General features: G+C 62.3%; 27 protein-coding genes. 14 read left to right on the top strand and 13 right to left on the bottom strand.

Translation table 11 applies throughout. The features are described 5' to 3' along the window. Nucleotides 1–35: 35 nt before the first annotated feature. Complete coding sequence (locus tag FKV68_RS16950; RefSeq protein ID WP_180938967.1) at nucleotides 36–1,181, top strand: CobW family GTP-binding protein; 1,146 nt, start codon at nucleotides 36–38, stop codon at nucleotides 1,179–1,181. Nucleotides 1,182–1,265: 84 nt separating this feature from the next. On the opposite strand, the gene FKV68_RS16945 is transcribed toward FKV68_RS16950, so the two are convergent. The 6 genes from FKV68_RS16945 to FKV68_RS16920 all read right to left on the bottom strand — a co-directional run bounded on the left by FKV68_RS16945 (nucleotide 1,266) and on the right by FKV68_RS16920 (nucleotide 5,961). Then, entirely contained in the window at nucleotides 1,266–1,748 is a 483-nt protein-coding gene (locus FKV68_RS16945; RefSeq protein WP_180938966.1) for a methyltransferase family protein, read from the bottom strand. Nucleotides 1,749–1,955: 207 nt separating this feature from the next. Next, nucleotides 1,956–2,192, bottom strand: coding sequence for a sulfurtransferase TusA family protein (locus tag FKV68_RS16940; RefSeq protein ID WP_180938965.1), 237 nt, complete (start codon nucleotides 2,190–2,192; stop codon nucleotides 1,956–1,958). After that, nucleotides 2,192–3,631, bottom strand: coding sequence for a L,D-transpeptidase family protein (locus tag FKV68_RS16935; RefSeq protein WP_180938964.1), 1,440 nt, complete (start codon nucleotides 3,629–3,631; stop codon nucleotides 2,192–2,194). Before FKV68_RS16935 ends, FKV68_RS16940 begins: the two co-directional genes overlap by 1 nt. A 213-nt stretch (nucleotides 3,632–3,844) precedes the next feature. Beyond that, nucleotides 3,845–4,798 (bottom strand): acetyl-CoA carboxylase carboxyltransferase subunit alpha, encoded by a 954-nt coding sequence (locus FKV68_RS16930; RefSeq protein ID WP_180938963.1) that lies wholly within the window; start codon nucleotides 4,796–4,798, stop codon nucleotides 3,845–3,847. A gap of 63 nt (nucleotides 4,799–4,861) precedes the next feature. Next, nucleotides 4,862–5,815 carry a site-specific tyrosine recombinase XerD gene (xerD, locus tag FKV68_RS16925; RefSeq protein ID WP_180938962.1) on the bottom strand — a complete coding sequence of 318 codons (954 nt, stop codon included), beginning with the start codon at nucleotides 5,813–5,815 and terminating at the stop codon, nucleotides 4,862–4,864. After that, a complete protein-coding gene (locus tag FKV68_RS16920) occupies nucleotides 5,812–5,961 on the bottom strand; it encodes a hypothetical protein (protein WP_153441575.1) in 150 nt (49 codons plus the stop codon). Before FKV68_RS16920 ends, xerD begins: the two co-directional genes overlap by 4 nt. Before the next feature lie 217 nt (nucleotides 5,962–6,178). Between FKV68_RS16920 and FKV68_RS16915 the strand changes: the two genes are divergently transcribed. Genes FKV68_RS16915 through FKV68_RS16905 form a run of 3 tightly spaced genes read left to right on the top strand, consistent with a single transcriptional unit; the run spans nucleotide 6,179 to nucleotide 9,199 of the window. Further along, nucleotides 6,179–6,769: a shikimate kinase gene (locus FKV68_RS16915; protein WP_180938961.1), complete on the top strand. Its 591-nt coding sequence runs from the start codon at nucleotides 6,179–6,181 to the stop codon at nucleotides 6,767–6,769. Then, complete coding sequence (gene aroB / locus FKV68_RS16910; RefSeq protein WP_180938960.1) at nucleotides 6,762–7,895, top strand: 3-dehydroquinate synthase; 1,134 nt, start codon at nucleotides 6,762–6,764, stop codon at nucleotides 7,893–7,895. The genes FKV68_RS16915 and aroB overlap by 8 nt, the downstream gene beginning before the upstream one ends. After that, a complete protein-coding gene (locus FKV68_RS16905; protein WP_180938959.1) occupies nucleotides 7,892–9,199 on the top strand; it encodes an HlyC/CorC family transporter in 1,308 nt (435 codons plus the stop codon). The genes aroB and FKV68_RS16905 overlap by 4 nt, the downstream gene beginning before the upstream one ends. A gap of 34 nt (nucleotides 9,200–9,233) precedes the next feature. Here FKV68_RS16905 and FKV68_RS16900 read toward each other — a convergent pair whose 3' ends face one another. After that, complete coding sequence (locus tag FKV68_RS16900) at nucleotides 9,234–9,515, bottom strand: BolA family protein (RefSeq protein WP_180938958.1); 282 nt, start codon at nucleotides 9,513–9,515, stop codon at nucleotides 9,234–9,236. 170 nt (nucleotides 9,516–9,685) lie between these two features. Between FKV68_RS16900 and FKV68_RS16895 the strand changes: the two genes are divergently transcribed. The 4 genes from FKV68_RS16895 (at nucleotide 9,686) to FKV68_RS16880 (ending at nucleotide 14,609) form a co-directional block, all read left to right on the top strand. Continuing rightward, nucleotides 9,686–10,321: a J domain-containing protein gene (locus FKV68_RS16895; RefSeq protein WP_180938957.1), complete on the top strand. Its 636-nt coding sequence runs from the start codon at nucleotides 9,686–9,688 to the stop codon at nucleotides 10,319–10,321. 76 nt (nucleotides 10,322–10,397) lie between these two features. Further along, nucleotides 10,398–11,393, top strand: a complete 996-nt coding sequence (cobS, locus tag FKV68_RS16890) for a cobaltochelatase subunit CobS (protein ID WP_180938956.1) — start codon at nucleotides 10,398–10,400, stop codon at nucleotides 11,391–11,393. A 180-nt stretch (nucleotides 11,394–11,573) separates the two neighbouring features. After that, nucleotides 11,574–13,469 carry a cobaltochelatase subunit CobT gene (gene cobT, locus FKV68_RS16885; protein ID WP_180938955.1) on the top strand — a complete coding sequence of 632 codons (1,896 nt, stop codon included), beginning with the start codon at nucleotides 11,574–11,576 and terminating at the stop codon, nucleotides 13,467–13,469. A 144-nt stretch (nucleotides 13,470–13,613) separates the two neighbouring features. Then, nucleotides 13,614–14,609: an esterase-like activity of phytase family protein gene (locus FKV68_RS16880; protein WP_180938954.1), complete on the top strand. Its 996-nt coding sequence runs from the start codon at nucleotides 13,614–13,616 to the stop codon at nucleotides 14,607–14,609. A 92-nt stretch (nucleotides 14,610–14,701) separates the two neighbouring features. On the opposite strand, the gene FKV68_RS16875 is transcribed toward FKV68_RS16880, so the two are convergent. The 3 genes from FKV68_RS16875 to FKV68_RS16865 form a co-directional block, all read right to left on the bottom strand. Further along, nucleotides 14,702–15,343, bottom strand: coding sequence for a VUT family protein (locus tag FKV68_RS16875; protein WP_180938953.1), 642 nt, complete (start codon nucleotides 15,341–15,343; stop codon nucleotides 14,702–14,704). A 140-nt stretch (nucleotides 15,344–15,483) separates the two neighbouring features. Beyond that, nucleotides 15,484–15,774, bottom strand: a complete 291-nt coding sequence (gene rpmB / locus FKV68_RS16870; RefSeq protein WP_136508834.1) for a 50S ribosomal protein L28 — start codon at nucleotides 15,772–15,774, stop codon at nucleotides 15,484–15,486. A gap of 119 nt (nucleotides 15,775–15,893) precedes the next feature. Further along, the gene (locus FKV68_RS16865; RefSeq protein WP_180938952.1) at nucleotides 15,894–16,187 is read right to left on the bottom strand and encodes a hypothetical protein; all 294 of its coding nucleotides are present in this window, start codon (nucleotides 16,185–16,187) and stop codon (nucleotides 15,894–15,896) included. Here FKV68_RS16865 and FKV68_RS16860 point away from each other — a divergent pair. Beyond that, complete coding sequence (locus tag FKV68_RS16860) at nucleotides 16,141–16,917, top strand: DUF3108 domain-containing protein (RefSeq protein WP_180938951.1); 777 nt, start codon at nucleotides 16,141–16,143, stop codon at nucleotides 16,915–16,917. The genes FKV68_RS16865 and FKV68_RS16860 overlap by 47 nt on opposite strands. Nucleotides 16,918–17,124: 207 nt before the next feature. Then, complete coding sequence (gene yddG, locus FKV68_RS16855; protein WP_180938950.1) at nucleotides 17,125–18,015, top strand: aromatic amino acid exporter YddG; 891 nt, start codon at nucleotides 17,125–17,127, stop codon at nucleotides 18,013–18,015. 3 nt (nucleotides 18,016–18,018) lie between these two features. Here the strand turns inward: yddG and FKV68_RS16850 are convergent, their stop codons facing one another. After that, nucleotides 18,019–18,462 (bottom strand): cupin domain-containing protein, encoded by a 444-nt coding sequence (locus FKV68_RS16850; protein WP_180938949.1) that lies wholly within the window; start codon nucleotides 18,460–18,462, stop codon nucleotides 18,019–18,021. Further along, nucleotides 18,462–19,232, bottom strand: coding sequence for a hydroxyacylglutathione hydrolase (gene gloB, locus FKV68_RS16845; protein WP_180938948.1), 771 nt, complete (start codon nucleotides 19,230–19,232; stop codon nucleotides 18,462–18,464). Before gloB ends, FKV68_RS16850 begins: the two co-directional genes overlap by 1 nt. Nucleotides 19,233–19,341: 109 nt before the next feature. On the opposite strand from gloB, the gene FKV68_RS16840 reads away from it, so the two are divergent. From FKV68_RS16840 to FKV68_RS16830, 3 genes are all read left to right on the top strand, one after another. Continuing rightward, nucleotides 19,342–20,106, top strand: a complete 765-nt coding sequence (locus FKV68_RS16840) for a class I SAM-dependent methyltransferase (RefSeq protein WP_180938947.1) — start codon at nucleotides 19,342–19,344, stop codon at nucleotides 20,104–20,106. Between the two features lie 165 nt (nucleotides 20,107–20,271). Then, nucleotides 20,272–21,378: a histidinol-phosphate transaminase gene (gene hisC / locus FKV68_RS16835; RefSeq protein ID WP_180938946.1), complete on the top strand. Its 1,107-nt coding sequence runs from the start codon at nucleotides 20,272–20,274 to the stop codon at nucleotides 21,376–21,378. Next, a complete protein-coding gene (locus tag FKV68_RS16830; protein ID WP_180938945.1) occupies nucleotides 21,375–22,301 on the top strand; it encodes a prephenate/arogenate dehydrogenase family protein in 927 nt (308 codons plus the stop codon). Before hisC ends, FKV68_RS16830 begins: the two co-directional genes overlap by 4 nt. 108 nt (nucleotides 22,302–22,409) lie before the next feature. Here the strand turns inward: FKV68_RS16830 and FKV68_RS16825 are convergent, their stop codons facing one another. Then, nucleotides 22,410–23,423, bottom strand: coding sequence for a DUF2125 domain-containing protein (locus tag FKV68_RS16825; protein ID WP_180938944.1), 1,014 nt, complete (start codon nucleotides 23,421–23,423; stop codon nucleotides 22,410–22,412). Between the two features lie 247 nt (nucleotides 23,424–23,670). On the opposite strand from FKV68_RS16825, the gene FKV68_RS16820 reads away from it, so the two are divergent. Next, on the top strand, nucleotides 23,671–24,243 hold the full coding sequence (locus tag FKV68_RS16820) for a gamma-glutamylcyclotransferase (RefSeq protein WP_180938943.1): 573 nt from the start codon (nucleotides 23,671–23,673) through the stop codon (nucleotides 24,241–24,243). Nucleotide 24,244 lies beyond the last annotated feature (1 nt).

Genomic DNA, 24,244 nt, shown 5'->3' with positions numbered 1-24,244 from the left:
ACCCGAAGTCAGCGTGATCTAAGACGGAGTCCGCCATGAACGGTCCATTGCCGGTGGTGTCGGTATCGATCCTCACCGGCTTTCTCGGTGCGGGCAAGACGACGCTTCTCAATCGCTTGCTCAAGGACCCCGACCTCGCCGACACCGCGGTCATCATCAACGAATTCGGGGATGTCTCGATCGACCACCTGCTGGTCGAGGCGTCGAGCGATGGTGTGATCGAGCTTTCCGACGGGTGCCTCTGCTGCACGGTGCGCGGCGAGCTCGTCGATACGCTCGCCGACCTCATGGACCGGATGCAGACCGGCCGCATCAAGCCGCTGAGACGCGTCGTCATCGAAACGACCGGGCTTGCCGATCCGGCGCCGGTGCTGCAATCCGTGCTCGGCAATCCGGTCATCGCGCAGAACTTCCGCCTCGACGGTGTCGTCACCGTCGTGGACGCGGTCAACGGGCTGCAGACGATCGCGAACCACGTGGAAGCCTTGAAGCAGGTCGCGGTCGCCGACCGGCTCGTCATCAGCAAGACCAAGCTCGCCAATGACACGGGGCGCGATGCGCTTCTGGAGCGGCTCAGGGACCTTAATCCACGGGCGCCGGTGATCGACGGCGATACGGACGAGGCTGGCCGTGCGGAACTGTTCGCCTGCGGTCTCTATGACGCGTCGACCAAGGTGGCCGATGTCGGCCGCTGGCTTCAGGACGAAGCCCACGCCAACCATGACGACCATGACCACGACCACCATGGGCATGACCATCATCATGGGCATCATGATCACCATCATCACGATGTCACGCGCCACGGTTCGGACATCCAGTCGTTCAGCATCGTGCACGACCGTCCGATCGAGCCGATGGCGCTCGAAATGTTCATCGACCTTCTACGTTCGGCCCACGGCGAAAAGCTGCTGCGGATGAAGGCCGTCATTTGCCTGGCGGACAATCCTGAACGGCCGGTCGTTCTGCACGGCGTGCAGACGGTTTTTCATCCGCCGGAGCGGCTGGCCGCCTGGCCGGATCCTGCCGACCGGCGCACGCGCATGGTGCTGATTACGAAGGAGCTCGAGGAAGCGTTCGTCCGCGACCTCTTCGATGCTTTCACCGGCAAGCCCCGGATCGACCGGCCGGACGCGCAAGCTCTAGCGGACAATCCGCTCGCGGTGCCCGGCGTGAGATTCTAAGCGACGAAGCTCTCGATCGGGCTGCGGTTTGACCCATTCCGGTGAGGAGGCGCGTATCCTCCGCTGGTAGCCGTCGCCTGCCCCCTACAGCCAACGACGGACGCGGCTCTTGTAGGCGCGATAGGCCTCGCCGAACTTGACTTCGAGATAGGCTTCCTCCCGGGCGACCACCAGGTAGCGGATCACGAAATAAAACGGCACCAGCAGGATGAGCAGCCACAGGCTGTCAAAGGCGACAGCGAGGCCGACCAGGCCGAGAAACATGCCGATATAGATCGGGTTGCGGCTGAAGCGGTAAGGCCCCTCTTCGACAATCGTCGTCGTCGGCTGGGTGGTGGGGATGTTCGTTCCCGCCCGGCGGAAGGTCGTCGCCGCCCAGATCAACAGTGCCAGGCCAGCGAGGAACACGATGGCGCCCAACCAACCGGCCGGCACTGCCGCCGGCAGGAATGGCAGCGGGTAGAGCGCGTCGATCACGCGCGCCGCCACCACCGCCAGTGCCCAGACGATCGGCGGCCGCACCGCCGCGCCGGAACTGTCGCGAAAATTGCCGCTCGCATCATTCATTGTGCAACCCCCATTGTATTCACTGATCATAGCAAGAATTCCGGCCGCCTTGGAGCCGGCGGTGTGGGACGCCGACAGGGCTACGATCTGGGGCGTCCGAGGCCGCCCCTTGTCCCTTCGCCCCGTTTGTGGGGAGACGGTTGCGGCAGCGGGATCAGGGGCTGTAATTTAGCCGCGGATTGAAGCCTGCACGCTCTCTTCGATCCGTCACGCTTTCTTGCGGATGAGGAAGCGATGGCCGCCCTCGGTCGGAGCGGCGTCCTCGAGCCGGTGTCCGTCCTCGTTGCAGAAATGCGGAATGTCGATCACCGCAAGCGGATCCGTCGTCTCGATTTCGAGCAGGGTGCCCGGAGCGAGCGTCTGCATGCGCTTGCGCGTCTTCAAAACGGGAAGGGGGCATTTCAGCCCCCTCAGATCATAGACGGTCCTGGGTTCGTCCGGCATCAATTGCCCCAGATCTTCCAGAACGGGCGCTTCTTCGGCTGCTCGGCGGCGGGTTGTTCGGCTGGCGCCTGCGGGTTTTCCGCCGGAGCTGCGGCCACTTGTGCGTTGCTTCCGGCGGGGGTGGGCGCCTGTTTCTGATCGGCGGCCGCCGGCTGCTGGTTTGTTGCGGGCTGCGTTGCGCCCGGCTGAACGGCGGCCGGCTGCTCGGGTGCCTGAACCGTCGGCGCGGTGGCCGGGGCTTCCGGCTCGCTTGCCGAGAACAGATTCCAGAAGGATTTCCTTGTGGGCGCCGGTTGGACAGCCGCCTGCAGAACGGGGCGCTCGACCGGGCTTGCCTGCGGTACCGGAACACTTGTCCCGCCGCGGGTCGCCTTCTCAAACGCCTCCCTCTGGACCAACGCCGCCTGCTTGGCTTCCTCGGCAGACTTCTCGTCGGCAAGCTTCTTTTCGAGGTCGCTCACCTTCATCATCTTGCCGGCGTCGAGCGAATTGCCCGTGGGGGCATAGGCGAGTTCGCGGCCCTTTCGCTGGTCGGCGACGATCGCCTTGCGCTCCGCTTCGGTCGGCTCATACCAGACCATGCCGTCGTACTTCTTCAGCGCCTTGTCGTAATCGCGCTGATAGTCCTTCTCGAAGCTCGCCATCGCTACCTGCAGCGCCGGCGGCGTCGACATGGCGGGGCATTGGCCCATCGGATTGAACGTGCCGTCGCTCTGCTGGTTGAAGACGTACTTCCTCTCGCAGACATTCACTTCCGGCGGGCGCTTCGTCACCTCGAACTGGTCGTAGCCAGTCTTCAGCATCTTCCAGAACTCGATGTTCGGATTGTCGCGATGGCGGGCCATGTTCTCCGCGGTCATGCGGAAGGGGAAGGCCTGAAGCTGCACGCTTTGCTGACCGCCCTTGAAGGCGTCACGTGCAAGCGCGAAGATCTCGATGATCTGCTCGTCGGTCATCGAGTAACAGCCCGATGAAGAGCAGGCGCCATGGATCATCAGATGCGTGCCGGAGTGGCCGTTCGCCTTGTCGTAGGTATTGGGGAAACCGGTGTTGATCGCGAGATAGTAGTTGGAATTGGGATTCATCTGGTGCGGGAACAGTGGATAGAACCCTTCCGGGGCCTGCCGGTCGCCTTCCTTCACCTTGGGACCGAGCTTTCCGGACCACGCGCAGATCTTGTAGCTCTTCAAGAGCTGAAAGCGGTTGGCGGCGTTGGCCTTCCAGACTTCTAGCGTGCCTTCCTCCTTGAAGATCCTGAGCGCGATCGGAGACGTCTTCTGCATCCCCAGTTCGCGCATCTTGGCGGTCATCTTGCTGGAGACCTGATAGTTGGTCTTGCTCTTGACCGAGGAGAGATTGACCGAATCCAGCGTCTCGTTGGTGCAGCCGGCGAGCGCGGCTGCAATAGCGGCGGTGGCGACGAGGTTCCTGATACGCATCGGCAGAGGCCCGTTAAAAAACACAATCCATCATTGAGCGCCGTCCCGTCGAGGGGCGCCCTCAACGAATCAGTAAGCGATTATTCTTCACGAAATCTTAACCCTGCAGGATCCCCCTGCGCACGCTGTCTTTCATGACCGCATGAATATGGCCAAGATTTGGCCACAGTTTGATTTCCGGTTGCCGTTGCCGGCGTTTTTAATCGCTCTGGTTCAGAGATTTCGGCCGATGTTGAGGTATTTCTGCCGGCGGTCCGTCCGCAATTCGTCGCCGTTGCGGCCGGAAAGGTCCTTGAGCGCGTCCGCGATCACGGTCCCGGTGCGGCTGATCACCGACGCCGGGTCGCGATGCGCGCCGCCGACCGGTTCGGGAATGATACCGTCGATGATGCCGAGCGACTTCAGGTCCTCGGCGGTGATCTTCATGCTGCTGGCGGCCTCCTTGGCGCGCGTTGAATCGCGCCACAGGATCGAAGCCGCGCCCTCGGGAGAGATGACGCTGTAGATTGCGTGTTCCAGCATAAAGACGCGGTTGCCTGTTGCGATCGCGATCGCGCCGCCGGAGCCGCCCTCACCGATGACCACGGTGACGATCGGCACCTTGACGTTGAGGCACATTTCGGTCGAGCGGGCGATCGCCTCGGCCTGGCCGCGCTCCTCGGCGCCGACGCCCGGATAGGCGCCTGCCGTGTCTACCAGCGTGATCAGCGGCAGGCTGAAGCGGTCGGCCATTTCCATGACGCGGATCGCCTTGCGATAGCCTTCCGGGCGGGGGCTGCCGAAATTGTGCTTGATGCGCGACTTGGTGTCGTTGCCTTTTTCCTGGCCGAGGACGGCGACAGGCGTGCCGCGAAAGCGGGCGAGCCCAGCCTGGATAGCATCGTCATTGCCGAAGTTGCGGTCGCCGGCGAGCGGCGTGAATTCGGTGAAGAGTTCGGCGGAATAGTCGAGGAAATGCGGGCGTGACGGGTGGCGGGCAACCTGCGTCTTCTGCCACGGCGACAGCTTGGAATAGATCTCGACCATCGCGTCGCGTACACGCACCTCAAGCCGCGCGATCTCGTCGGATGTGTTCACACTCTCATCTTCGCTGGCGAGCTTCTTCAGTTCGAGAATCTTGCCTTCGAGATCAGAGATGGGTTTTTCGAAGTCGAGATAGTTGTGCATGAGATGCGTTTCCGATCAATTTGCGACAGGGCTGTCCGGTCGAAGCCAGCCTGCCCGGCGGTCCTAATCCTGTTTTTTCGCCTGTTTGGCAAGGGGGTGATGGTTTTGCACGAGGTCATGCAGCCGTTCTTCAAGCACATGCGTATAGATTTGTGTCGTTGAAATGTCCGAATGGCCGAGCAGTTCCTGCACGGCGCGCAGGTCGGCGCCGTTGGCGAGCAGGTGGCTGGCGAAGGCATGGCGCAGCACGTGCGGCGAGATCGTCGCGACCCGTATGCTGGCGCGCGCCGCGAGGCCCTTGAGGTCGCGTGCGAAAACCTGGCGCGGCAGATAGCCGGTCTTGCCGTAGGAAGGGAAGAGCCATGGGCTCTCCTCGGGCCGGTCGGCCTCCGCATTCTTAGATCTGAGCGCATCGCCATAGGCGCGCATGGCGCGCATGGCGGCCTGCGACAACGGGACCAGCCTTTCCTTGTTGCCCTTGCCGCGAATGACGAGGAAGCGGCCGTTCTGTGAAAGCACGCTTGCCGGCAGCGAGACGAGTTCGCTGACACGCATCCCCGTTGCATAGAGAAGCTCGATCAACGCGTGCATGCGCAGTTTCGTCAATGCGTCTTCACCGCCGGTGGCCGCTTCGGTTTCCGCCTGGCCGATGAGCCTGGTCACGTCATCGATGCTGAGCGTCTTCGGCAGCGCGCGTGCCTTCTTCGGCGCGTCGAGGATGCCGGTCGGATCGTCGCCCCTAAGCCCTTCGGCATAAAGAAACTTGTAGAATTGCCGCAACGCGGACAGGCGGCGCGCCTGCGACGAGGATTTGAAGCCCTCGCCGGCGAGATGGGAAAGGTAACTTCTCAAGTCGTCGGCCGAGGCATCGGCGAGCCGTGTGCCACGGGTCCGCAGGAAGGAGAGCGCGTCTTCCAGATCGTGTTCATAGGATTGCAGCGTATTGGTCGCCGCGCCGCGCTCGGCGCTCATCATTTCCAGAAAGGACTCGACATAGGCGGCTGATCGGTCGGTCATTGCGGCTTGTTGACCCGTTCCGATGGAATGCGCACCGTGACATCCCGTTCGACCGGCTCGACGAAGGTCACGAGCGCGACCATCGTGCCATAGACGATGGCGGCGAAGACGGCCAAGAAGAACAGGAAGCGGAAAAGGGTCGGCATTTCGGTCTCCTCTGCATGATTCCTACTCGGAGTCGGTTAAGATCATGCAGTCGTTCTTCAAAGTCCTGCAGCGGCCTTCCATGCGTCTGCAGCGGATGCGTGAACTATATGAACGGCCCTGCTGCCGAGTTCAAGAAGCGTCGCGCGTCACGCGCGACGACTTGACGCTCCCCGTCGATTTGTCGATATCGGAGGGGAATGGGGAAAATGAAGCGCAATGAACGACGTGACCGAAACGGTTTCCGCGACGCTTGCCGAACGGGCGAAGCTCGCCCTCGGTAAGCGCAACCTCGTTTTCATCGGATTGATGGGAGCGGGAAAATCGGCAATCGGTCGGCTGACCGCGCAGGCGCTCGGCATTCCCTTCATCGATTCCGATCATGAGATCGAGCGCGTTTCCCGCATGACGATCAGCGAGCTTTTCGCGGCCTATGGCGAGGAAGAATTTCGGGCGCTCGAGGCTCGCGTGCTGAAACGTCTGCTGAGATCCGGCCCCAGGGTGGTCTCGACCGGTGGCGGCGCTTACATCAACGAACGCTCGCGTCGACAGATCAAGAAGGGCGGCGTGACGATCTGGCTCAATGCGGATCTCGATGTGCTGTGGGAGCGGGTGAACAAGCGCGATACCCGACCGCTTCTGAAAACCGAGAACCCGAAGCAGACGCTCGAAAACCTGATGCGTGCGCGTTACCCGATCTATGCGGAGGCGGATCTGACCGTCCTTTCGCGCGATGTGAAAAAGGAGATGATCGTAGAGGAGGTTCTCGCCGCCATCGCCGATCGCCAGAAAGCTCAAAGCCATGAATAGCCATGTGACACCCGCCGCCGAACGCAAGGTCCGTGTAGACCTCGGGGATCGCTCCTACGACATTCTCATAGGCCCCGGCCTCATCGCCGCGGCGGGTAAGGAAATTGCCTCGCGCCTCAAGGGCCGGAAGATGGCGGTCATCACCGACGAGAACGTCGCGCCCCGCTATCTTCAGCCGCTGATGGCGAGCCTCAATGAAAACGGTATCGAGGCCGTCTCGCTCGCGCTGCCCGCCGGTGAAAAGACGAAGAGCTTCGACCATCTCATTCCCGTCTGCGAGACCGTGCTCGGCGCCAGGATCGAGCGGAACGACGCGGTGATCGCGCTCGGCGGTGGCGTCATCGGCGACCTCACTGGCTTTGCCGCCGGCATCGTCCGTCGCGGTTCGCGCTTCATCCAGATTCCAACGTCGCTGCTGGCGCAGGTCGATTCCTCCGTCGGCGGCAAGACCGGGATCAATTCGCCGCATGGCAAGAATCTGATCGGTGTCTTCCATCAGCCGGATCTCGTGCTTGCTGACACCGACGTGCTCGACACCTTAAGCCCGCGCGAATTCCGGGCAGGCTATGCCGAAGTCGCCAAATATGGCCTGATCGACAAGCCGGATTTTTTCGATTGGCTCGAACGGAACTGGCAGGCCGTCTTTGCGGGAGGGCCGGCGCGGATCGAGGCCATTGCCGTCAGTTGCCAGGCGAAGGCCGACGTCGTGGCTGCGGACGAACGCGAGAACGGCTTGCGCGCGCTTCTCAATCTCGGACACACCTTCGGCCACGCCCTCGAGGCCGCGACGGAATATGACAGCGCCCGCCTGGTGCACGGCGAGGGCGTCGCGATCGGCATGGTGCTGGCACACGAGTTCTCGGCCCGCATGAACCTCGCGAGCCCCGACGACGCCCGGCGCGTGGAAAACCATCTCAAGGCCGTCGGCCTGCCGACGCGGATGGCCGACATACCCGGCAGCCTGCCGCCGGCCGAGCGATTGATGGATGCGATCGCCCAGGACAAGAAGGTGAAGGGCGGCAAACTTACCTTCATCCTGACGAGAGGCATCGGTCAGTCCTTCGTTGCCGACGATGTTCCGTCCTCGGAAGTGCTGAGCTTCCTCAAGGAGAAGCACCTCCAATGACCGGCGACGCGTTTCTGACCTTTCTGGCGGAACACTGGCTGTCTCTCGTTTCGGTAATTTGTCTCTTGTTGCTTTCGGCCTTCTTCTCCGGATCGGAGGCCGCCTTGACCGCGGCCTCCCGGGCGCGGATGCACACGCTTGAGAGCAACGGCGATCGGCGGGCGGGTGTCGTCGGCCGGCTGATCGAGCGGCGTGACCGCCTCGTCGGAACGCTGCTTCTCGGCAACAACCTCGTTAGCATTCTCGCGACATCCCTGGCCACGAGTCTTCTGATCGGCCTCGTTGGCAGTACCGCCGTGGCAGTCGCCACGCTCAGCATGACGGTCCTGCTTGTCGTCTTTGCCGAAGTGCTGCCGAAGAGCTGGGCGATTGCCTCCCCGGACCGGTTCGCGCTCGCCGTGGCACCCGTGGTCAGCCCCTTCATGGCGGTTGCCGGCCCGGTGTCGGCACTCATCAATGCCTTCGTCCGGCGCCTTTTGACCCTCTTCGGCGTGAACCTTTCGTCCGACAAGCCGATGCTGTCGGCACAGGAGGAACTGCGCGGTGCCGTCGACCTGCTCCACCGGGAGGGATCCGTGATCAAGGCGGACCTCGACCGACTCGGCGGCGTGCTCGACCTCGGCGAACTCGAGGTCTCCGACATCATGATCCACCGCACCGCCATGCGCGCGATCAATGCGGATGAGCCGCCGGAGCTCTGTGTTCGGGAGATCCTCGAAGCCCCGTTCACGCGCCTGCCGCTCTGGCGCGGATCGACCGACAATATTATCGGGGTCATCCATTCCAAGGATCTCCTGCGCGCGCTTGCGGAACCCGATGTCGAGTCCGCGAGCCTCGACATCGTCAAGATCGCGCAGAAGCCCTGGTTCGTCCCGGATACGACCAACCTCGGGGACCAGCTCAACGCGTTTCTGCGGCGCAAGCTGCACCTCGCGATCGTCGTCGACGAATACGGCCAGGTCCAAGGCCTCGTGACGCTCGAGGATATCCTTGAGGAGATCGTCGGCGATATCGCCGACGAGCACGACATCGACATCCAGGGCGTGCGGCAGGAGGCCGACGGGTCGATCGTCGTCGACGGCTCGGTGCCGATCCGCGACCTCAACCGGGCGCTGGACTGGTCGCTGCCGGACGAGGAGGCAACCACCGTCGCCGGCCTCGTCATCCATGAATCGAAGAGCATCCCGGAAGAGCGGCAGGCTTTCACATTCTACGGCAAGCGCTTCATCGTCATGAAGCGGATCAGGAACCGGATCACCAAGCTGCGCATCCGCCCGGCCGAGGATGGGACATCGATCGGCTAGTTCAAAGGGTCAAGGGAGAAGCAAGCGTGACGGCTCACCAGCTCGTCGGCTCTCCCGGGGCGGCCGGCTCGACGGCGAGCGCATGCAGACCCTGATCGAGTTCCGGCTTCAGGAGGTCGTTGATCGCGCGGTGGCGCGCCACTCGGCTCATACCCGAAAATGCGCTGGAGACGATCCTGATCCTGAAATGCGTCTCGCCTTCGCCGTCGAAACCGGGCTGATGACCGGCATGCAGATGGCTTTCGTTGATCACCGCAAGGCGCTCCGGTTGGAAGGCTTCGAGGAGTTTCTGTTCGATCCGGCTTTGCAGCGACATTCTTCCGTCCTATTTCCCTGCTTGCTACTTCCCTGCTTGCTTGCCAGGCGCAGTGCCATCCGCATCAGCCCCGGGCCGTCCGCACGAGCCCTAGCGGCGCAAAATGCTCGCACAAAGCCAGCAACATTCGTCTTTGTCAATTCTTGTTGTGGGGCACTTCAAACCCCATAATGTCGGCTATGAAACTCGATTCAAAATACTTCGATCGCATCCGTACGCGCCGCAAGGTGGAGCCGCGCGCAGAGCCGTCTGCGCCCATGTGCCAGTGGGACGGCTGCGACAAGAAGGCGATGCATCGGGCTCCCGTCGGCCGCAATGCCGAGGGCGAATATTTCATGTTCTGCTTCGAACATGTGAAGGAATACAACAAGGGCTATAATTACTTCTCCGGCCTCTCCGATACCGAGATCGCGCGCTACCAGAAGGAAGCGGTGACCGGTCATCGCCCGACCTGGACCGTCGGCGTCAACAAGAACGCCCGCAATGGCCCGAGCCAGTCGCAGATGCGTTCCGGCACGGCCGGGGCACAGGCCCGCATGCGCGATCCGTTCGGCTTCTTCAACGAGGCGCGCGCCCGGTCGGCTCGGCACGAACCGCGCCTGCGCAAGCTGAAAACACTCGAAGCCAAAGCATTCGAAACGCTCGGCCTTGCGGCCTCGGCAACGGCTGCTGATATCAAGGCGGCCTACAAGGAGCTCGTCAAGAAGCATCACCCCGATGCAAATGGCGGAGACAGGGGATCCGAGGACCGTTTTCGCGCGGTTATTCAAGCCTATCAATTGTTAAAACAGGCTGGTTTCTGCTAACAACGCGGATTATGACAGAAAGCACTTTTCGCAGGCGAATGCGCGGGTGCCAACCGGCGGCCGCTCTGGAGACATGATGAGCAAGATTGACCTCGACATTTCCAACCTCCCTGACACGACGATCTCGGTCCGGGAGGTTTTCGGTATTGATACGGATTTGCGCGTTCCTGCCTATTCGAAGGGCGACGCCTATGTGCCCGATCTCGATCCCGACTATCTCTTCGATCGCGAAACAACGCTCGCCATTCTCGCAGGATTCGCCCATAACCGCCGCGTCATGGTTTCCGGCTATCACGGGACCGGAAAGTCGACCCATATCGAACAAGTCGCCGCAAGGCTCAACTGGCCCTGTGTGCGCATCAATCTGGACAGCCATGTCAGCCGTATCGATCTCGTCGGCAAGGATGCGATCGTCGTCAAGGACGGGCTCCAGGTCACCGAGTTCAAGGACGGCATTCTGCCGTGGGCCTACCAGCACAATGTCGCGCTCGTCTTCGACGAATACGATGCCGGCCGCCCCGACGTCATGTTCGTCATCCAGCGCGTGCTCGAATCCTCCGGTCGCCTGACCCTGCTCGACCAGAGCCGCGTCATTCGCCCGCACCCCGCCTTCCGCCTGTTTGCAACCGCGAATACGGTCGGCCTCGGCGACACGACCGGCCTCTATCATGGCACGCAGCAGATCAACCAGGCGCAGATGGACCGCTGGTCGATCGTCACCACGCTCAACTATCTGCCACACGACAAGGAAGTCGACATCGTCGCCGCCAAGGTCAAGGGCTTTACCGCCGACAAGGGCCGCGAGACGGTGTCGAAGATGGTTCGCGTCGCGGATCTGACGCGTGCGGCTTTCATCAATGGTGATCTTTCGACGGTCATGAGCCCGCGTACGGTCATCACCTGGGCGGAGAATGCTTACATCTTCGGCGATATCGCCTTCGCGTTCCGCGTGACGTTCCTCAACAAGTGCGACGAGCTGGAGCGGGCGCTGGTCGCCGAGCACTACCAGCGGGCCTTCGGCGTCGAGCTCAAGGAAAGCGCCGCCAACATCGTGCTGGAAGCCACCGCCTAAGGCTTTCTGCCGCCGGCTTCACAGTCAGGCGGACCACTGCACGTCTCCTCAAATCGACATCGATTTAAGGACAAGGACATGCAGCAATTTAAAGTGCCACAGCGTCCGTTGCGCGTCTGGCAAGACGCGCGGGGCTGTAGGGGCCCGGATGTCACCGTATCTGGCTGAAAAGGATTTGTCGTGAGCTCGAACTCCAAGGCGAAACCGAACACGAGGGAAAACGCCGCTGAACCGTTCAAGCGGGCGCTTTCCGGCTGTATCCGGTCGATTGCCGGCGATGCCGAGATCGAGGTCACCTTCGCAAACGAGCGCCCCGGGATGGCCGGTGAACGCATCCGGCTGCCGGAACTCTCCAAGCGCCCGAGTCGGCAGGAGCTTGCCGTGGCGCGAGGCCTGGGCGACTCCATGGCGCTGCACAAGGCGTGCCACGACGCCCGCATTCACGCGACGATGTCGCCGCAGGGGGCGGATGCGCGGGCGATCTTCGATGCCGTCGAGCAGGCGCGCGTCGAGGCGATCGGTGCGCTTCGGATGGCGGGTGTGGCAGACAACCTCGCCTCGATGCTCGACGAGAAATATGCCAAGGCCAACTTTGCGGCGATCGAAAACCAGTCGGATGCACCGCTCGAAGAGGCGGTAGCGCTTCTCGTACGCGAGAAGCTGACCGGCGAGAAGCCACCGGCGTCTGCCGGCAAGGTGCTCGACCTCTGGCGCGATTTCATCGAGAGCAAGGCCGCCGGAGACATGCGCAACCTACCCGCCGCGATCAACGACCAGCAGGCCTTCGCGCGCGTCGTGCGCGACATGCTGTCGTCGATGGATGTCGCCGAGAAATACGGCGAGGACGATATCGAACCGGACGAGCAGGAAAGCGAGACCGACGAGGACCAACCGCGCAGCCAGGAGCAGGACGAGAACGCCAGCGACGAGGAAGAAGGCTCCGACGCGGCACCCGCCGATGAGAACCAGTCTGCCGAGGAGCAGATGGAAGAAGGCGAGATGGACGGCGCCGAAATTTCCGACGACGACCTTCAGGACGAGGGCGAAGAGGAGAGCGAGACGCCCGGCGAGGTCAAGCGGCCGAACCATCCCTTCGCGGACTTCAACGAGAAGGTCGACTACACCGTCTACACGCGGGAGTTCGACGAGACGATTACCGCCGAGGAGCTTTGCGACGAGGCGGAGCTCGATCGCCTCCGTGCGTTCCTCGACAAGCAGCTCGCCCACCTGCAGGGAGCGGTCGGCCGGCTCGCCAACCGGCTGCAGCGCCGGCTGATGGCGCAGCAGAACCGCTCCTGGGAGTTCGACCTAGAGGAAGGCTATCTCGACACGGCCCGACTGCAGCGCATCATCATCGACCCGATGCAGCCGCTTTCCTTCAAGCGTGAGAAAGACACCAACTTCCGCGATACCGTGGTGACGCTGCTGATCGACAATTCCGGCTCGATGCGCGGCCGGCCGATCACTGTCGCGGCGACCTGTGCCGACATTCTCGCCCGCACGCTGGAGCGTTGCGGCGTCAAGGTGGAGATCCTCGGCTTTACCACCAAGGCATGGAAGGGCGGACAGTCGCGCGAGAAATGGCTGGCGGGTGGCAAGCCGCAGGCGCCGGGGCGTCTCAATGATCTGAGGCACATCGTCTATAAGTCCGCCGATGCACCCTGGCGTCGGGCGCGCCGAAATCTCGGGCTGATGATGCGCGAAGGCTTGCTGAAAGAGAACATCGATGGCGAGGCGCTGATGTGGGCGCATGACCGGCTGCTGGCGCGGCAGGAGCAACGGCGCATCCTGATGATGATTTCGGATGGCGCGCCGGTCGATGATTCCACCTTGTCCGTGAACCCCGGAAACTATCTCGAACGCCACCTGCGTGCCGTCATCGAGCAGATCGAAACCCGTTCGCCGGTCGAGCTTCTGGCGATCGGCATCGGCCATGACGTGACGCGCTATTACCGGCGAGCGGTCACCATCGTCGACGCGGACGAGCTGGCGGGTGCGATGACGGAGCAGCTCGCAGCGCTCTTCGAGGACGAAAGCCTGCATCGCCGCCCGGGGCGGATGCGCCGCGCGGGCTAAGGCGGTCGCCGGTCAGGCTTCTGGCCGGAATTTGCGTAAATTCAAAGTGGTTTCTGCGCGTGAAGGTTTCTAAAGGCGCAGTTTGATGGTGGCAGTGCCATCTCGACTTGCCGCCCTTGCATTGCCCTCCGAAGGTTCCTCTAGATGCTCCGCCGAAGTCTTGTTCTCCTCTCCCTTCTGGCTTCGCCGGCTATCGCGCAACCGGAGCCGACGACCGAGATCGTCCCGGTTCAGGCGCGGCAGATAAGGCAATTCAAAGCCGGCTCGAACGAGAGGGTGTTCGGCAGGCTTGAATTCATCGGTGGCATCGAAATAACCTCCCGCAACCCGTTGCTCGGCGCGATTTCCGCGATCCGGTTCCGGCTAGGCAGCGATTCCTTCGTCGCTGTGATGGACACCGGCCATTGGGTCGAGGGAGCCGTACTTCGCGATGATCGAGGCAGGCTTCAGGGGCTGAGCGACCTGACCGTCACATCGATGATCGATGGGGACGGAGGTGTCGAGCTTGAAAAATGGAGGGTGGACTCGGAAGGGTTGGCGCTACGCGACGGTGAGGCGATCGTCAGTTTCGAGCAACTGGCCCGTATCGAGGTCTATCCCGATCCAGGTTTCGCGCGATCAAGACCCATCGGACATATGGTCCTGCCGTTTCCCATCGAGGAATTGCGCATCAATGGCGGACTTGAAACGATCGCGATCGCGCCGAAAAACGGTCCCCTCCACGGTGCAGCTGTCGTTGTGGCGGAACGAAGCGTCGACGAGGCGGACAATCTTCTGGCGGGCATTCTCGAGGGACCGATGAAGGGCGCATTCTCGGTCGTTCGCGAAGATCCTTATGCGGTTACCGACGGTGCCTTTCTGCCAAACGGCGACCTGCTTCTCCTCGAGCGCCGGTTCAATCTCGCCTCCGGCCTCGGTATGCGCATTCGCAGGATTGCCGGTGGCCACATCCGTCCGGGCGCCGTCGTCGACGGCGAGGTGTTGCTCACGGCCGACATGAGCTACCAGATCGACAATATGGAGGGGCTGGATGTTGTCGTTCGGCCAGACGGCGAGATTCGCGTGATCGTCGTTTCTGATGACAATCATTCGATTCTCGAACGCAACCTGATGCTCGAATTCCGGCTGGTTCTGAATTGAGTAAACTCAGCGCTCCCTTGGAACGCGGGAAACTGCAAACGAAACGGGGCCGCATCGCGGCCCGTCAACGTCATTCCCGTTCCTTGCTTGCCTTATGCGGCGGTGGCGTTGGCCGCCGGCATTGGCTTGATGACGCTCATCAGCGCTCCATAGGGCAAGAGCAGCACGATGCCGCAAAGGACCTTCACCAGAAGATCGCCGAGCCCCCAGGAAATCCAGCGCGGCGCTCCTGCTGCAAGCACCCCGAGCAGGGGAGCGGTCTCCAGCGCAAAGCTGTCGTTCGGTCCAAAGAACGCAAAGAAGGGCGCGAAGGCAAACGAGAAGAACATCGCGGTGTCCAGCGCCGAGCCGATGAGCGAGCCGGCGAGCGGCGCGCGCCACCAGGTCTGCCTGCGTAGCCGGTTGAACACGGAAATGTCGAGGAGCTGACCGAAGAGGAATGCCGAGCCAGAGGCGATCGCGATGCGCGGCGTCGCGAAGTAGATCGAGAACGTGACGCCGACGACAAAGCCGGCAACCACCACGCGGCGCGCAATTCGCGGCCCGAAATGGCGGTTGGTAAGGTCGGTGACGAGGAAGGCGAAGGGATAGCTGAAAGCGCCCCAAGTCCACAGGTCGCCGAGGTTCATGCCGGCAATGGAGCCCGGAAGCGGATATTGTACGAGGAAATTCGACGCCACGACCACCGAGGTCATGAGCGCGACATAGACAAAGAAGGTGCGGCTGATCAGCATTTTTTTATCCTGGGTGATGCCACCAGTTGGAGGACGTGACCGGATGCTTGCCCGGCGGATGAATAGGTCAAGACACGAGAAAAAGGCTTGCCGGACGAAGCCCGCAAGCCTTCAAGTCTTGTCGGAAGCGCTGGCGCCGATCAGGCTGCTTCAGCGGTCTTCTTGACGATCTGGCGACGCAGCAGGCGAGCGCGCATGCTCAGCTCGTTCTCGTCAGCCTTCAGCAGGAAAGCGTCGAGCCCGCCGCGGTGTTCGACCGAGCGGAGAGCGGCTGCGGAAACGCGCAGGCGGAAGCGCTGGCCGAGAGCATCGGAAATCAGCGTGACGTTGCACAGGTTCGGGAGGAACTTGCGCTTGGTCTTGTTGTTGGCGTGGCTGACATTGTGGCCCGACTGGACGCCCTTGCCGGTCAATTCGCAACTACGGGACATGGTACACCTATTCTCTTTATCGCCGCCGGACAATGCGGTAGCGGGCCCAGAGCCCAGGCCGCGTTCCTGTTGGCCATTATTGGAAAGTCGCGGTTCTATAGTCACAGAAGCCCTGCCAGTCAAGCCAAACCCTGCGCATTCTCGAAAAACCGCAACGCGATCGCTGCCGCCGCTACAATAATCTCCGCCGATACCCATTCCAAGCCGATATTCACTGCGCTATTTCTCTTCAAACGCCATGCGACGAAAAGGATGCCGCTCGTTCTCCTTTGCGGCGGCCAGATTTCAGCAATTGGCGCAAAAAAAGCCGCAAACCGCTTGCATCCCAGAGGATTGCAACGGCTAGGAACGACAGGGCTTTCGGGCATGAAAAGGCGCAATGGCTTCGGGGCAACAGCATTGCTGGCTGCCATGACGTTTTCCACAGAATGCTTGGCTGCCGATATCGAGCATCAGACGGACTATAGTATTGCGCTTGCCGGCCTGCCGTTGGCGCGCGCCACTTTCCACACCGAACTTGTAAAGAACCGCTACACGATTTCCGGCACACTGAATTCCGCCGGACTCATCGACATCATCAGCCGCACGTCCGGCCAGACGCGCGTTTCCGGGGTGATCGCGAATGATCATCTGCGCGCCTCGCAATATTCGATGTCCTATCGCAGTGGCAGAAAGTCGCGCGCAATCAGCGTGACCTTCCGCAACGGTAATGTCGTGCGTGCGAGCATGACCCCGAAACGCACCCCGCTTCCGAAGAACTGGGTGCCTGTGACGAGCCGCGACATGCGCAACGTGCTGGACCCGCTCTCCGGGCTGATCATTCCGGGCAAGAGCAGGGTTTGCCCCAACACACTGCCGATCTTCGATGGCGAATCGCGGCTGGACATCAGGCTTTCACCGAAGGGAACGCGAAGCTTCAAGACCAGAGGATTCAACGGCGAAGTCATTGTCTGCGGTGTCCGGTTCGTGCCGAAGGCAGGGTACAGGAAGGGCCGCGAGGACGTCGAATATCTGCGCCGGCTGGAGACCATGGAGATCTGGTTTGCAAAAGCCGAGGCCGTCGATGTCTATGCCCCGGTCTATGTCCGCATCCCGACGAAGCTTGGTCCCGTAACCGTCTCCGCGACGCGATTCGGCGGGTGATCAATCCCGAAATTCTCTTTCGCTCGTCGCGAACGGGCGCTAACTACAGCGCCGCGCGTCTAATCAGACGCGCAAAGGATGCTGTAGCACCTTGAATTGCTGCATGTTTTTATCCTCAAATCGGCTACGATTTAAGGAAACATGCAGATTAATGCATGATTGATTTGATGCGGCTTTCACGCACGTGAGCCGGGCGTGGGGGCAGGAATGAAGTTCAAGGCAACGCTGATCGGTTTTTCCGCGATCCTGATGTGGTCGCTCCTGGCGCTCTTTACCGCAGCGTCGGGCAAAATGCCGCCGTTCCAGCTGTCGGCGATCTGCTTCCTCATCGGCAGCCTGCCGGGCATCGCCGTGCTTGCGCTGAAACCGGAGCGATTCAAGCTCCTGAAACAGCCAGCCAGGGTCTGGATCACCGGCATTGCCGGGCTTTTCGGCTACCACTTTCTCTATTTCACCGCGCTTCGCAACGCCCCGGCGGTCGAGGCAGGCCTGATCGCCTATCTCTGGCCGCTGCTGATCGTGGTGGGCTCGGCGCTGCTGCCGGGAGAAAGGCTTCGCTGGTATCACCTCGCGGGGGCGCTTGCCGGACTTGGCGGCACGATCCTGATCGTCGCCCGCAATGGCATTGCCTTCGAAGAGGCCTATCTGCTCGGCTACGGCGCGGCATTCCTCTGCGCCTTCACCTGGTCGGGCTATTCCTTGCTGACGCGCCGCTTCGACGCGGTTTCGACCGATGTCGTCACCGGTTTCTGCCTGGCGACGTCCATCCTCTCCTTCCTCTGCCATCTCGGCCTCGAGACGACGATCTGGCCGCAGACGGCTTTCGAGTGGCTGGCGGTCGCCGGACTTGGCCTCTTGCCGGTCGGTGCGGCTTTCTATGCCTGGGACTTCGGTGTGAAGAACGGAGACATCCAACTTCTCGGCGTGAAAAGCTACGCCGCACCCGTCTTCTCGACGCTGATCCTCATCCTGTTCGGTTTTGCGGAGCCGTCCTGGCGTATTGCCGCGGCCTGCCTGCTCGTCACCGGCGGTGCCGTGCTGGCGGCAAAGGACATGATTTTTCGCAAGAGGGCCGCTGCCCCGCAGCCGGCGGAGTAGACGTCAGTTCTCCGGCGGCCGCCAGTCGGGCGACGCCATCTCGAATGCGGAAAAGTCGAATCCCGGCGCCACGGTGCAACCGACGAGCGTCCAGTCTCCAAGCGGGGCGGCCGACTGCCACCAGTTGGCGGGAACGACGTGCTGCGGCCTTTCGCCCTCAAGCAGGTCCGGACCAAGGCGAAAGCGTGAGGCCGGCTTGCCCGGCGCCGCGATGCTGAGCTCGAGCGGGGCGCCCGCATAGTAGTGCCAGATTTCGGCGGCGTCGCGGACGCGGTGCCAGTGTGAGCGCTCGCCCTTTTCGAGCAGATAGTAGATCGCCGTCGAATGGCTGCGTGGCGCGCCACCGACGTCGCGGAAGGTCTCGACATACCAGCCGCCCTCCGGATGCCTGGCCAATCCCAGCGCGTCGACAATTGCGGCCGGCGTGAGATGCCGTGAGACGTCCATCAGAAATTATCCTTGCGCTTGCGGATCTCTGCGAACACCTCCGCGTCGCTCGCTCTCTCCATGCCGAGATGCTTGCGGATCTTCGCGTCGCCTGCGCGAAGGAACGGGTTGGTCCGCTTTTCAAGGCCGATCGTCGTCGGCGCGGTGAACCCGCCGTCCGAGCGCGTCTCTTCGATTTCGGCAGCACGCGCCTTGAGCGCTGCGTTTTCGGGATCGATCGTCACGGCGAAATGCGCATTGGCGAGCGTGTACTCGTGGCCGAAATAGACGGCGGTATCGTCCGGGAGCGCCATCAGCCGGCTCAGCGATTGCCACATCGTTTCGGCGGTTCCCTCGAACAGCCGCCCACAGCCGAGCGCAAACAGCGTGTCGGCGGCAAACAGCAGCTTATCCTTCGGGAAATGGAAGCAGATGTGGCCCGCGGTATGTCCCGGCGTTTCGATGACCTCGACCGGATGACCGGCGAAATCGAAACGGTCTCCTTGGCCGACACTCCGGTCGATGCCGGGGATCTTCGACGCCTCGCCTTTCGGCCCGATGATGGTGACGCCGAAGCGTTCCTTCAGGCCGACATTCGCCGCCACGTGGTCGCCGTGGTGATGGGTCGTCAGGATGTGCGTGAGGCGCCAGCCCCGTCGCTCCAGCGTTTCGAGAATCGGTCGTTCTTCCGGAGCATCGATCGATGCGGTCGCACCGCTTGCCGCATCATGAAGAAGCACACCGAAATTGTCGGTGCGGCAGAGGAAGAGGTCGAGTTCGAGCGCGGCCATGATGAGATCCTCCGATCGGCGTGTCGCGGGGTGCGGGCGATACCACGTCCGCTCCGCTTCAGCCGAATGTAGCGAGGCTCGCCTTGAAGTCTACCGCTCCAAAGCTAACATGTTGGTCATGCACACGGATATCGTCGATCTTCGTCAATTTTATCATTCCGAGCTGGGCCGGATGGCGGAGCATTCCGTCAGCATGGCACTCTCCTCGATCTGGGCGCGATTGCCCGAGGAGCGGCTGGTCGGCCTCGGCTATGCCGTGCCCTATCTCGAGCGGTTCCGCGCTGACACCGAACGGACCTTCGCCTTCATGCCCGCTGGGCAGGGCGCGGTGAACTGGCCGGTCGCCGAGTTGTCTTCGACCGCGCTGGTCTTCGACGAAGAACTGCCGCTGCCTGACGCGTCGATAGACCGCGTGCTAATGGTCCATTCATTGGAATTCGCCGAAAGCCCGCGCGAAACAATGAAGGAAATCTGGCGGGTTCTCGCACCCGGCGGCCGGCTTGTGATCGTCGTGCCAAATCGCCGCGGTGTCTGGGCGCGGATGGAGCACACGCCCTTCGGCTCGGGGCGGCCCTATTCGCGCGGTCAGCTGACGGCGCTTCTGCGTGAGACGAATTTCACGCCCGGCGCCACTTCCGAGGCGCTGTTCTTTCCGCCGTCGAAGCGCAAGATTGTTCTCCGCCTGCGGCGCAGCCTGGAGCGGTTCGGCCGGTCTTTCTGGCCGGTGTTTTCCGGTGTGATCATCGTGGAGGCACAAAAGCGGCTCTATCAGGGCCTGCCGGTTGCCGTCCGAGCGTCGCGCCGGGTCTTTGTTCCGGTGCTGGCGCCGCATGGCGTGCCGAGCACGCGCAACCGGCCGCCCGCTGCTGCATGATGCCTCAAATCGGAATCGATCTGAGGACAAACTACAGCGACCTTCGCGGTCTCAAAGACGCGCGGCGCTGTAAGGTGCTGTAGCCGCGTGGGCTTGCCGCACTCGACAAAATTCCTCCACACGGCTATTGGCTTTGCCACATTTCCTCCCGTGAAAGCCGATCCGATGAACCTTGATTCAAAGAACCCACAGCCGCGTCCCGGTATTCTGGACATTGCCGCCTATGTGCCGGGCAAGGAACATGCGCCGGGTGTTGCCAAGGTCCACAAGCTTTCGTCGAACGAGACACCGCTGGGTGCCAGCCCGAGCGCGATCGAGGCGTTCCAGAAGGCGGCTTTCAATCTCGAACGATATCCGGACGGTCAGGCGCATGCGCTGAAGGACGCGATCGCTGCGGTTCACGGCCTCAACCCGGCCAATATTGTTTGCGGCAACGGATCCGACGAGCTGCTCGGGCTGCTCTGCCACACCTATCTCGGCCCGGGCGACGAGGGAATCATCACCGAGCACGGGTTCCTTGTCTACAAGATCCAGATCATGGCGGCCGGCGCCACGGCGGTTACGGTCAAGGAAAAGGATGCGCGTGTCGATGTCGACGCGATCCTCGCGGCGGTGACGGAGCGCACCAAGATCGTCTTCATCGCTAATCCGGCCAACCCTACAGGCACTTATATTCCCGTGGACGAGGTCCGCCGGCTGCACGCGGGCCTTCCCTCCGGCGTGTTGCTGGTGCTCGATGCCGCCTATGCGGAATATGTCCGGCGCAACGATTACGAGGCGGGCCTCGAACTGGTGTCGGCCAATCGCAACGTCGTGATGACGCGGACGTTCTCGAAGATCTACGGCCTCGCCGGGCTTCGCATCGGCTGGATGTTTGCTCCGCGCGAGATCGTGGACGCGGTGGACCGCGTACGTGGCCCGTTCAATCTCAATGCGCCTGCTATTGCCGCCGGGGCGGCGGCGATCCGCGACCAGGCCTTCGTTGCCGCGGCGGTCGATCACAATCTTGCCTGGCTCGCGAAAGTCACCGCGGCCTTGCAGGCGATCGGCCTGCGGGTGACGCCTTCGGTCACCAACTTCGTGCTGATCCATTTTCCGGAGACGGGCGGGAAATCGGCCGAGGAGGCGGATGCGTTCCTGACCGCTCGCGGCTTCATCCTGCGCTCCGTGCGCGCCTACGGTTTTCCCAATGCGCTCCGCATGACCATCGGTTCTGCAGAAGCGAACGAAGGGGCCATCGCCGCACTGACCGAATTCATGGGACAAGAATGATGGCTCAACAGTTCGAAACGATAGCCCTCATCGGCATTGGCCTGATCGGATCGTCGATCGCCCGGGAAATCCGCGAGAAGCAGCTTGGCGGCACGCTCGTCGTTTCGACGCGGAGTGCCGCAACGTTGAAACGCGCCGAGCAACTCGGCCTCGGCGACCGCTATACACTTTCGGCAGCCGAGGCGGTCAAGGATGCCGACCTCGTCGTCGTTTCCGTACCGGTCGGCGCTTCCGGCGCCGTTGCCGCCGAAATCGCCGCGCACTTGAAGCCGGGTGCGATCGTTACCGACGTCGGTTCGACGAAGGGCTCCGTCATCGCGCAGATGACGCCGCATCTGCCCAAGACGGTCCATTTCATCCCCGGCCACCCGATCGCGGGCACCGAGCATTCCGGCCCCGACGCCGGCTTCATCGGCCTTTTCCGTGGACGCTGGTGCATCCTGACGCCGCCCGCCGGCGCGGACGAAGAGGCCGTCGCGAAGCTTCGGCTTTTCTGGGAGACGATGGGCTCGATGGTCGATGAGATGGACCCGGAGCACCACGACAAGGTGCTGGCGATCGTCTCGCACGTTCCGCACATCATCGCCTACAACATCGTCGGCACGGCAGACGACCTGGAAACGGTGACGGAGTCCGAGGTCATCAAATACTCAGCGTCGGGCTTCCGCGACTTCACCCGCCTCGCAGCCTCGGACCCGACCATGTGGCGTGACGTCTGCCTGCACAACAAGGAGGCGATCCTCGAAATGCTCGCCCGCTTCTCCGAAGACCTCGCCTATCTGCAGCGGGCGATCCGCTGGGGCGACGGCGACAAGCTGTTCGACCTCTTCACCCGCACGCGGGCGATCCGCCGCTCGATCATTCAGGCGGGCCAGGATACCGCCATGCCGGATTTCGGCCGGCATGCGATGGATCCCAAATAATCGGTACTGCGCTTACAGCGCCGCCCGTTTTGCCAGACGCGCAAAGAACGCTGTAACCCTTTGAATTGCTGCATGTTTTGTCCTTAGGGAGACGTGCAGTACGGCTCTTCAGAGTGGCGGTATTACGCCGACCGGAATGAAGGCCAGGAACGCGGTGCCGTCGCGGACGTTGAGCTTCACCGTCGCCTCGTTCTTGCCGCCGGCAAGCGCCTTCAGCATGTTGGCGACATTGTTGATCATGTCGGTTTCTTCCGGAACCACCTTTACGAGGTTCGCCCGCCAGGTGTCGATATTCATCATGGTCAGCGAGAATTCGCCGGAAATCAGGCCCTGGTCATTGACCGAAAAGGGGCCTGAGAGTTTTGCACTCATTCCCCCGCCCGCATCAAGCGTCACGTGACGCAGTTCGCCGCTGCTGCCGCGGAGCATGTGCTCGGAAAGAGCACTTGCCTGCATCCACCCGGCCTTGCCGACGACGGTGACGTCCGCTGTGACATCGACAGGGGCGGCGAGACTCGGCCCTTGCTCCGGGCGCAGATCGAGCTTCTCGACGCTCAGGGCGGCGTCGAGATCGTCGCCGTTCTGGCGCAGGTGGATCTCGCCGTGGCTTGCGCCGAAACCCAGGCTGTCGCCCGTCAGCGGCCAACGCGCCGTTCCCGTGAGATTGTCATAGGCGATCGACGTGCGGTCGAGGCCCGACATCGTCGCCTTGAGGCTCGCGTGCAGCAGCGTCCAGTCGGCCGAGACCGAAAGTCCTGGCGAGACACGGACCTCGGCGGGGCCGTCGAGTTCGACGACGGCATGCCCCGGCTGATAGACTTGGGCGGCCGTTCTCAGGGCGCCGAAGGATGCGGAAGCGCCGCGAAGATTGTCGTCGAGCCGCAGTTTGTCGCAGAAAAGGCCGATGCGGAACGGGAAGCCGCGCACGTCCATCTCCGCGCACTCACCGCCAAGACCGTTTTCCCGCTTTTCCGAAAGGTAGGTTGTCAGTCGCTTTTCGATCTGGTCCGCAGCAAAGAACCAGCCGGCGGAATAAATGCCGGCGGCAAGCACGATACCCACCGTCAGCCAGAGAAATTTCTTGCCGGCTGGCGATCCGTTGGCGACGTCGGTGACGGTCATTCTAATCGTGTACTCCATTGCTGCTGTGGCGGGAACCGCTTCGGACCATTGCGGGCGAAGGTAGAAGGGACGGAAAGCGACTGGCGCTTCTCATTCCGTTCCGGGTGGCGGTTGCCGATCCTGCAAACTATTTTCCATTCCTATATACGGTTGCCGACCTCTCTTCCGTGTGCCGACGAAGTTTCGGCTTGATCAATCACGACCGTGATGGCGAATGATGCGACACGTGGCAGGCGGCATGGATTGAATGGCAGTGGATATGGACGAATTTTGGGTCTTTGGCTACGGCTCGTTGATGTGGAACCCGGGTTTCCGTTTTCAGGAGAAATCGACGGCGCGTGCCTTCGGCTATCGCCGCTCCCTTTGCGTGCGTTCCTGGGTGCATCGCGGCACGGAGCAGCGGCCGGGTCTCGTGCTCGGCCTCGACTATGGCGGCTCCTGCATCGGCACCGCATTTCGCGTGCCGGGGAGCGAAAAGACCGACGTGATCGATTATCTGCGCGAGCGGGAACTTGTGACGCATGTCTATAGGGAGCGGACCATGCCGGTCCAGCTTGCCGACGGACGCCGCGTGCCGGCGCTCGCCTACGTGGTCGATCGCGGCCACGCCCAATATGCCGGGGCACTCAGCGCGGCGGACGCGGCGGAAACGGTCGCGACTGCTTTCGGCAAGTCCGGGCCGAACACCGAATACGTCCTCAACACGCTTGCGCATCTCCAGGAGATGGGAATCCGCGACCCGTGGCTGGAGGATGTCGTTGCAAGATTGGCCGCGACGACAGTGCCACGCGTCTTTCCGGACGCACAAAGGTCGCTGTAGG

Origin of the sequence: Sinorhizobium mexicanum (assembly GCF_013488225.1) — a bacterium.
Classification (GTDB): Bacteria; Pseudomonadota; Alphaproteobacteria; order Rhizobiales; family Rhizobiaceae; genus Sinorhizobium; species Sinorhizobium mexicanum.
The sequence above is the reverse complement of the archived record's forward strand: the minus strand, read 5'-3'. Positions and strand labels throughout refer to the sequence as shown.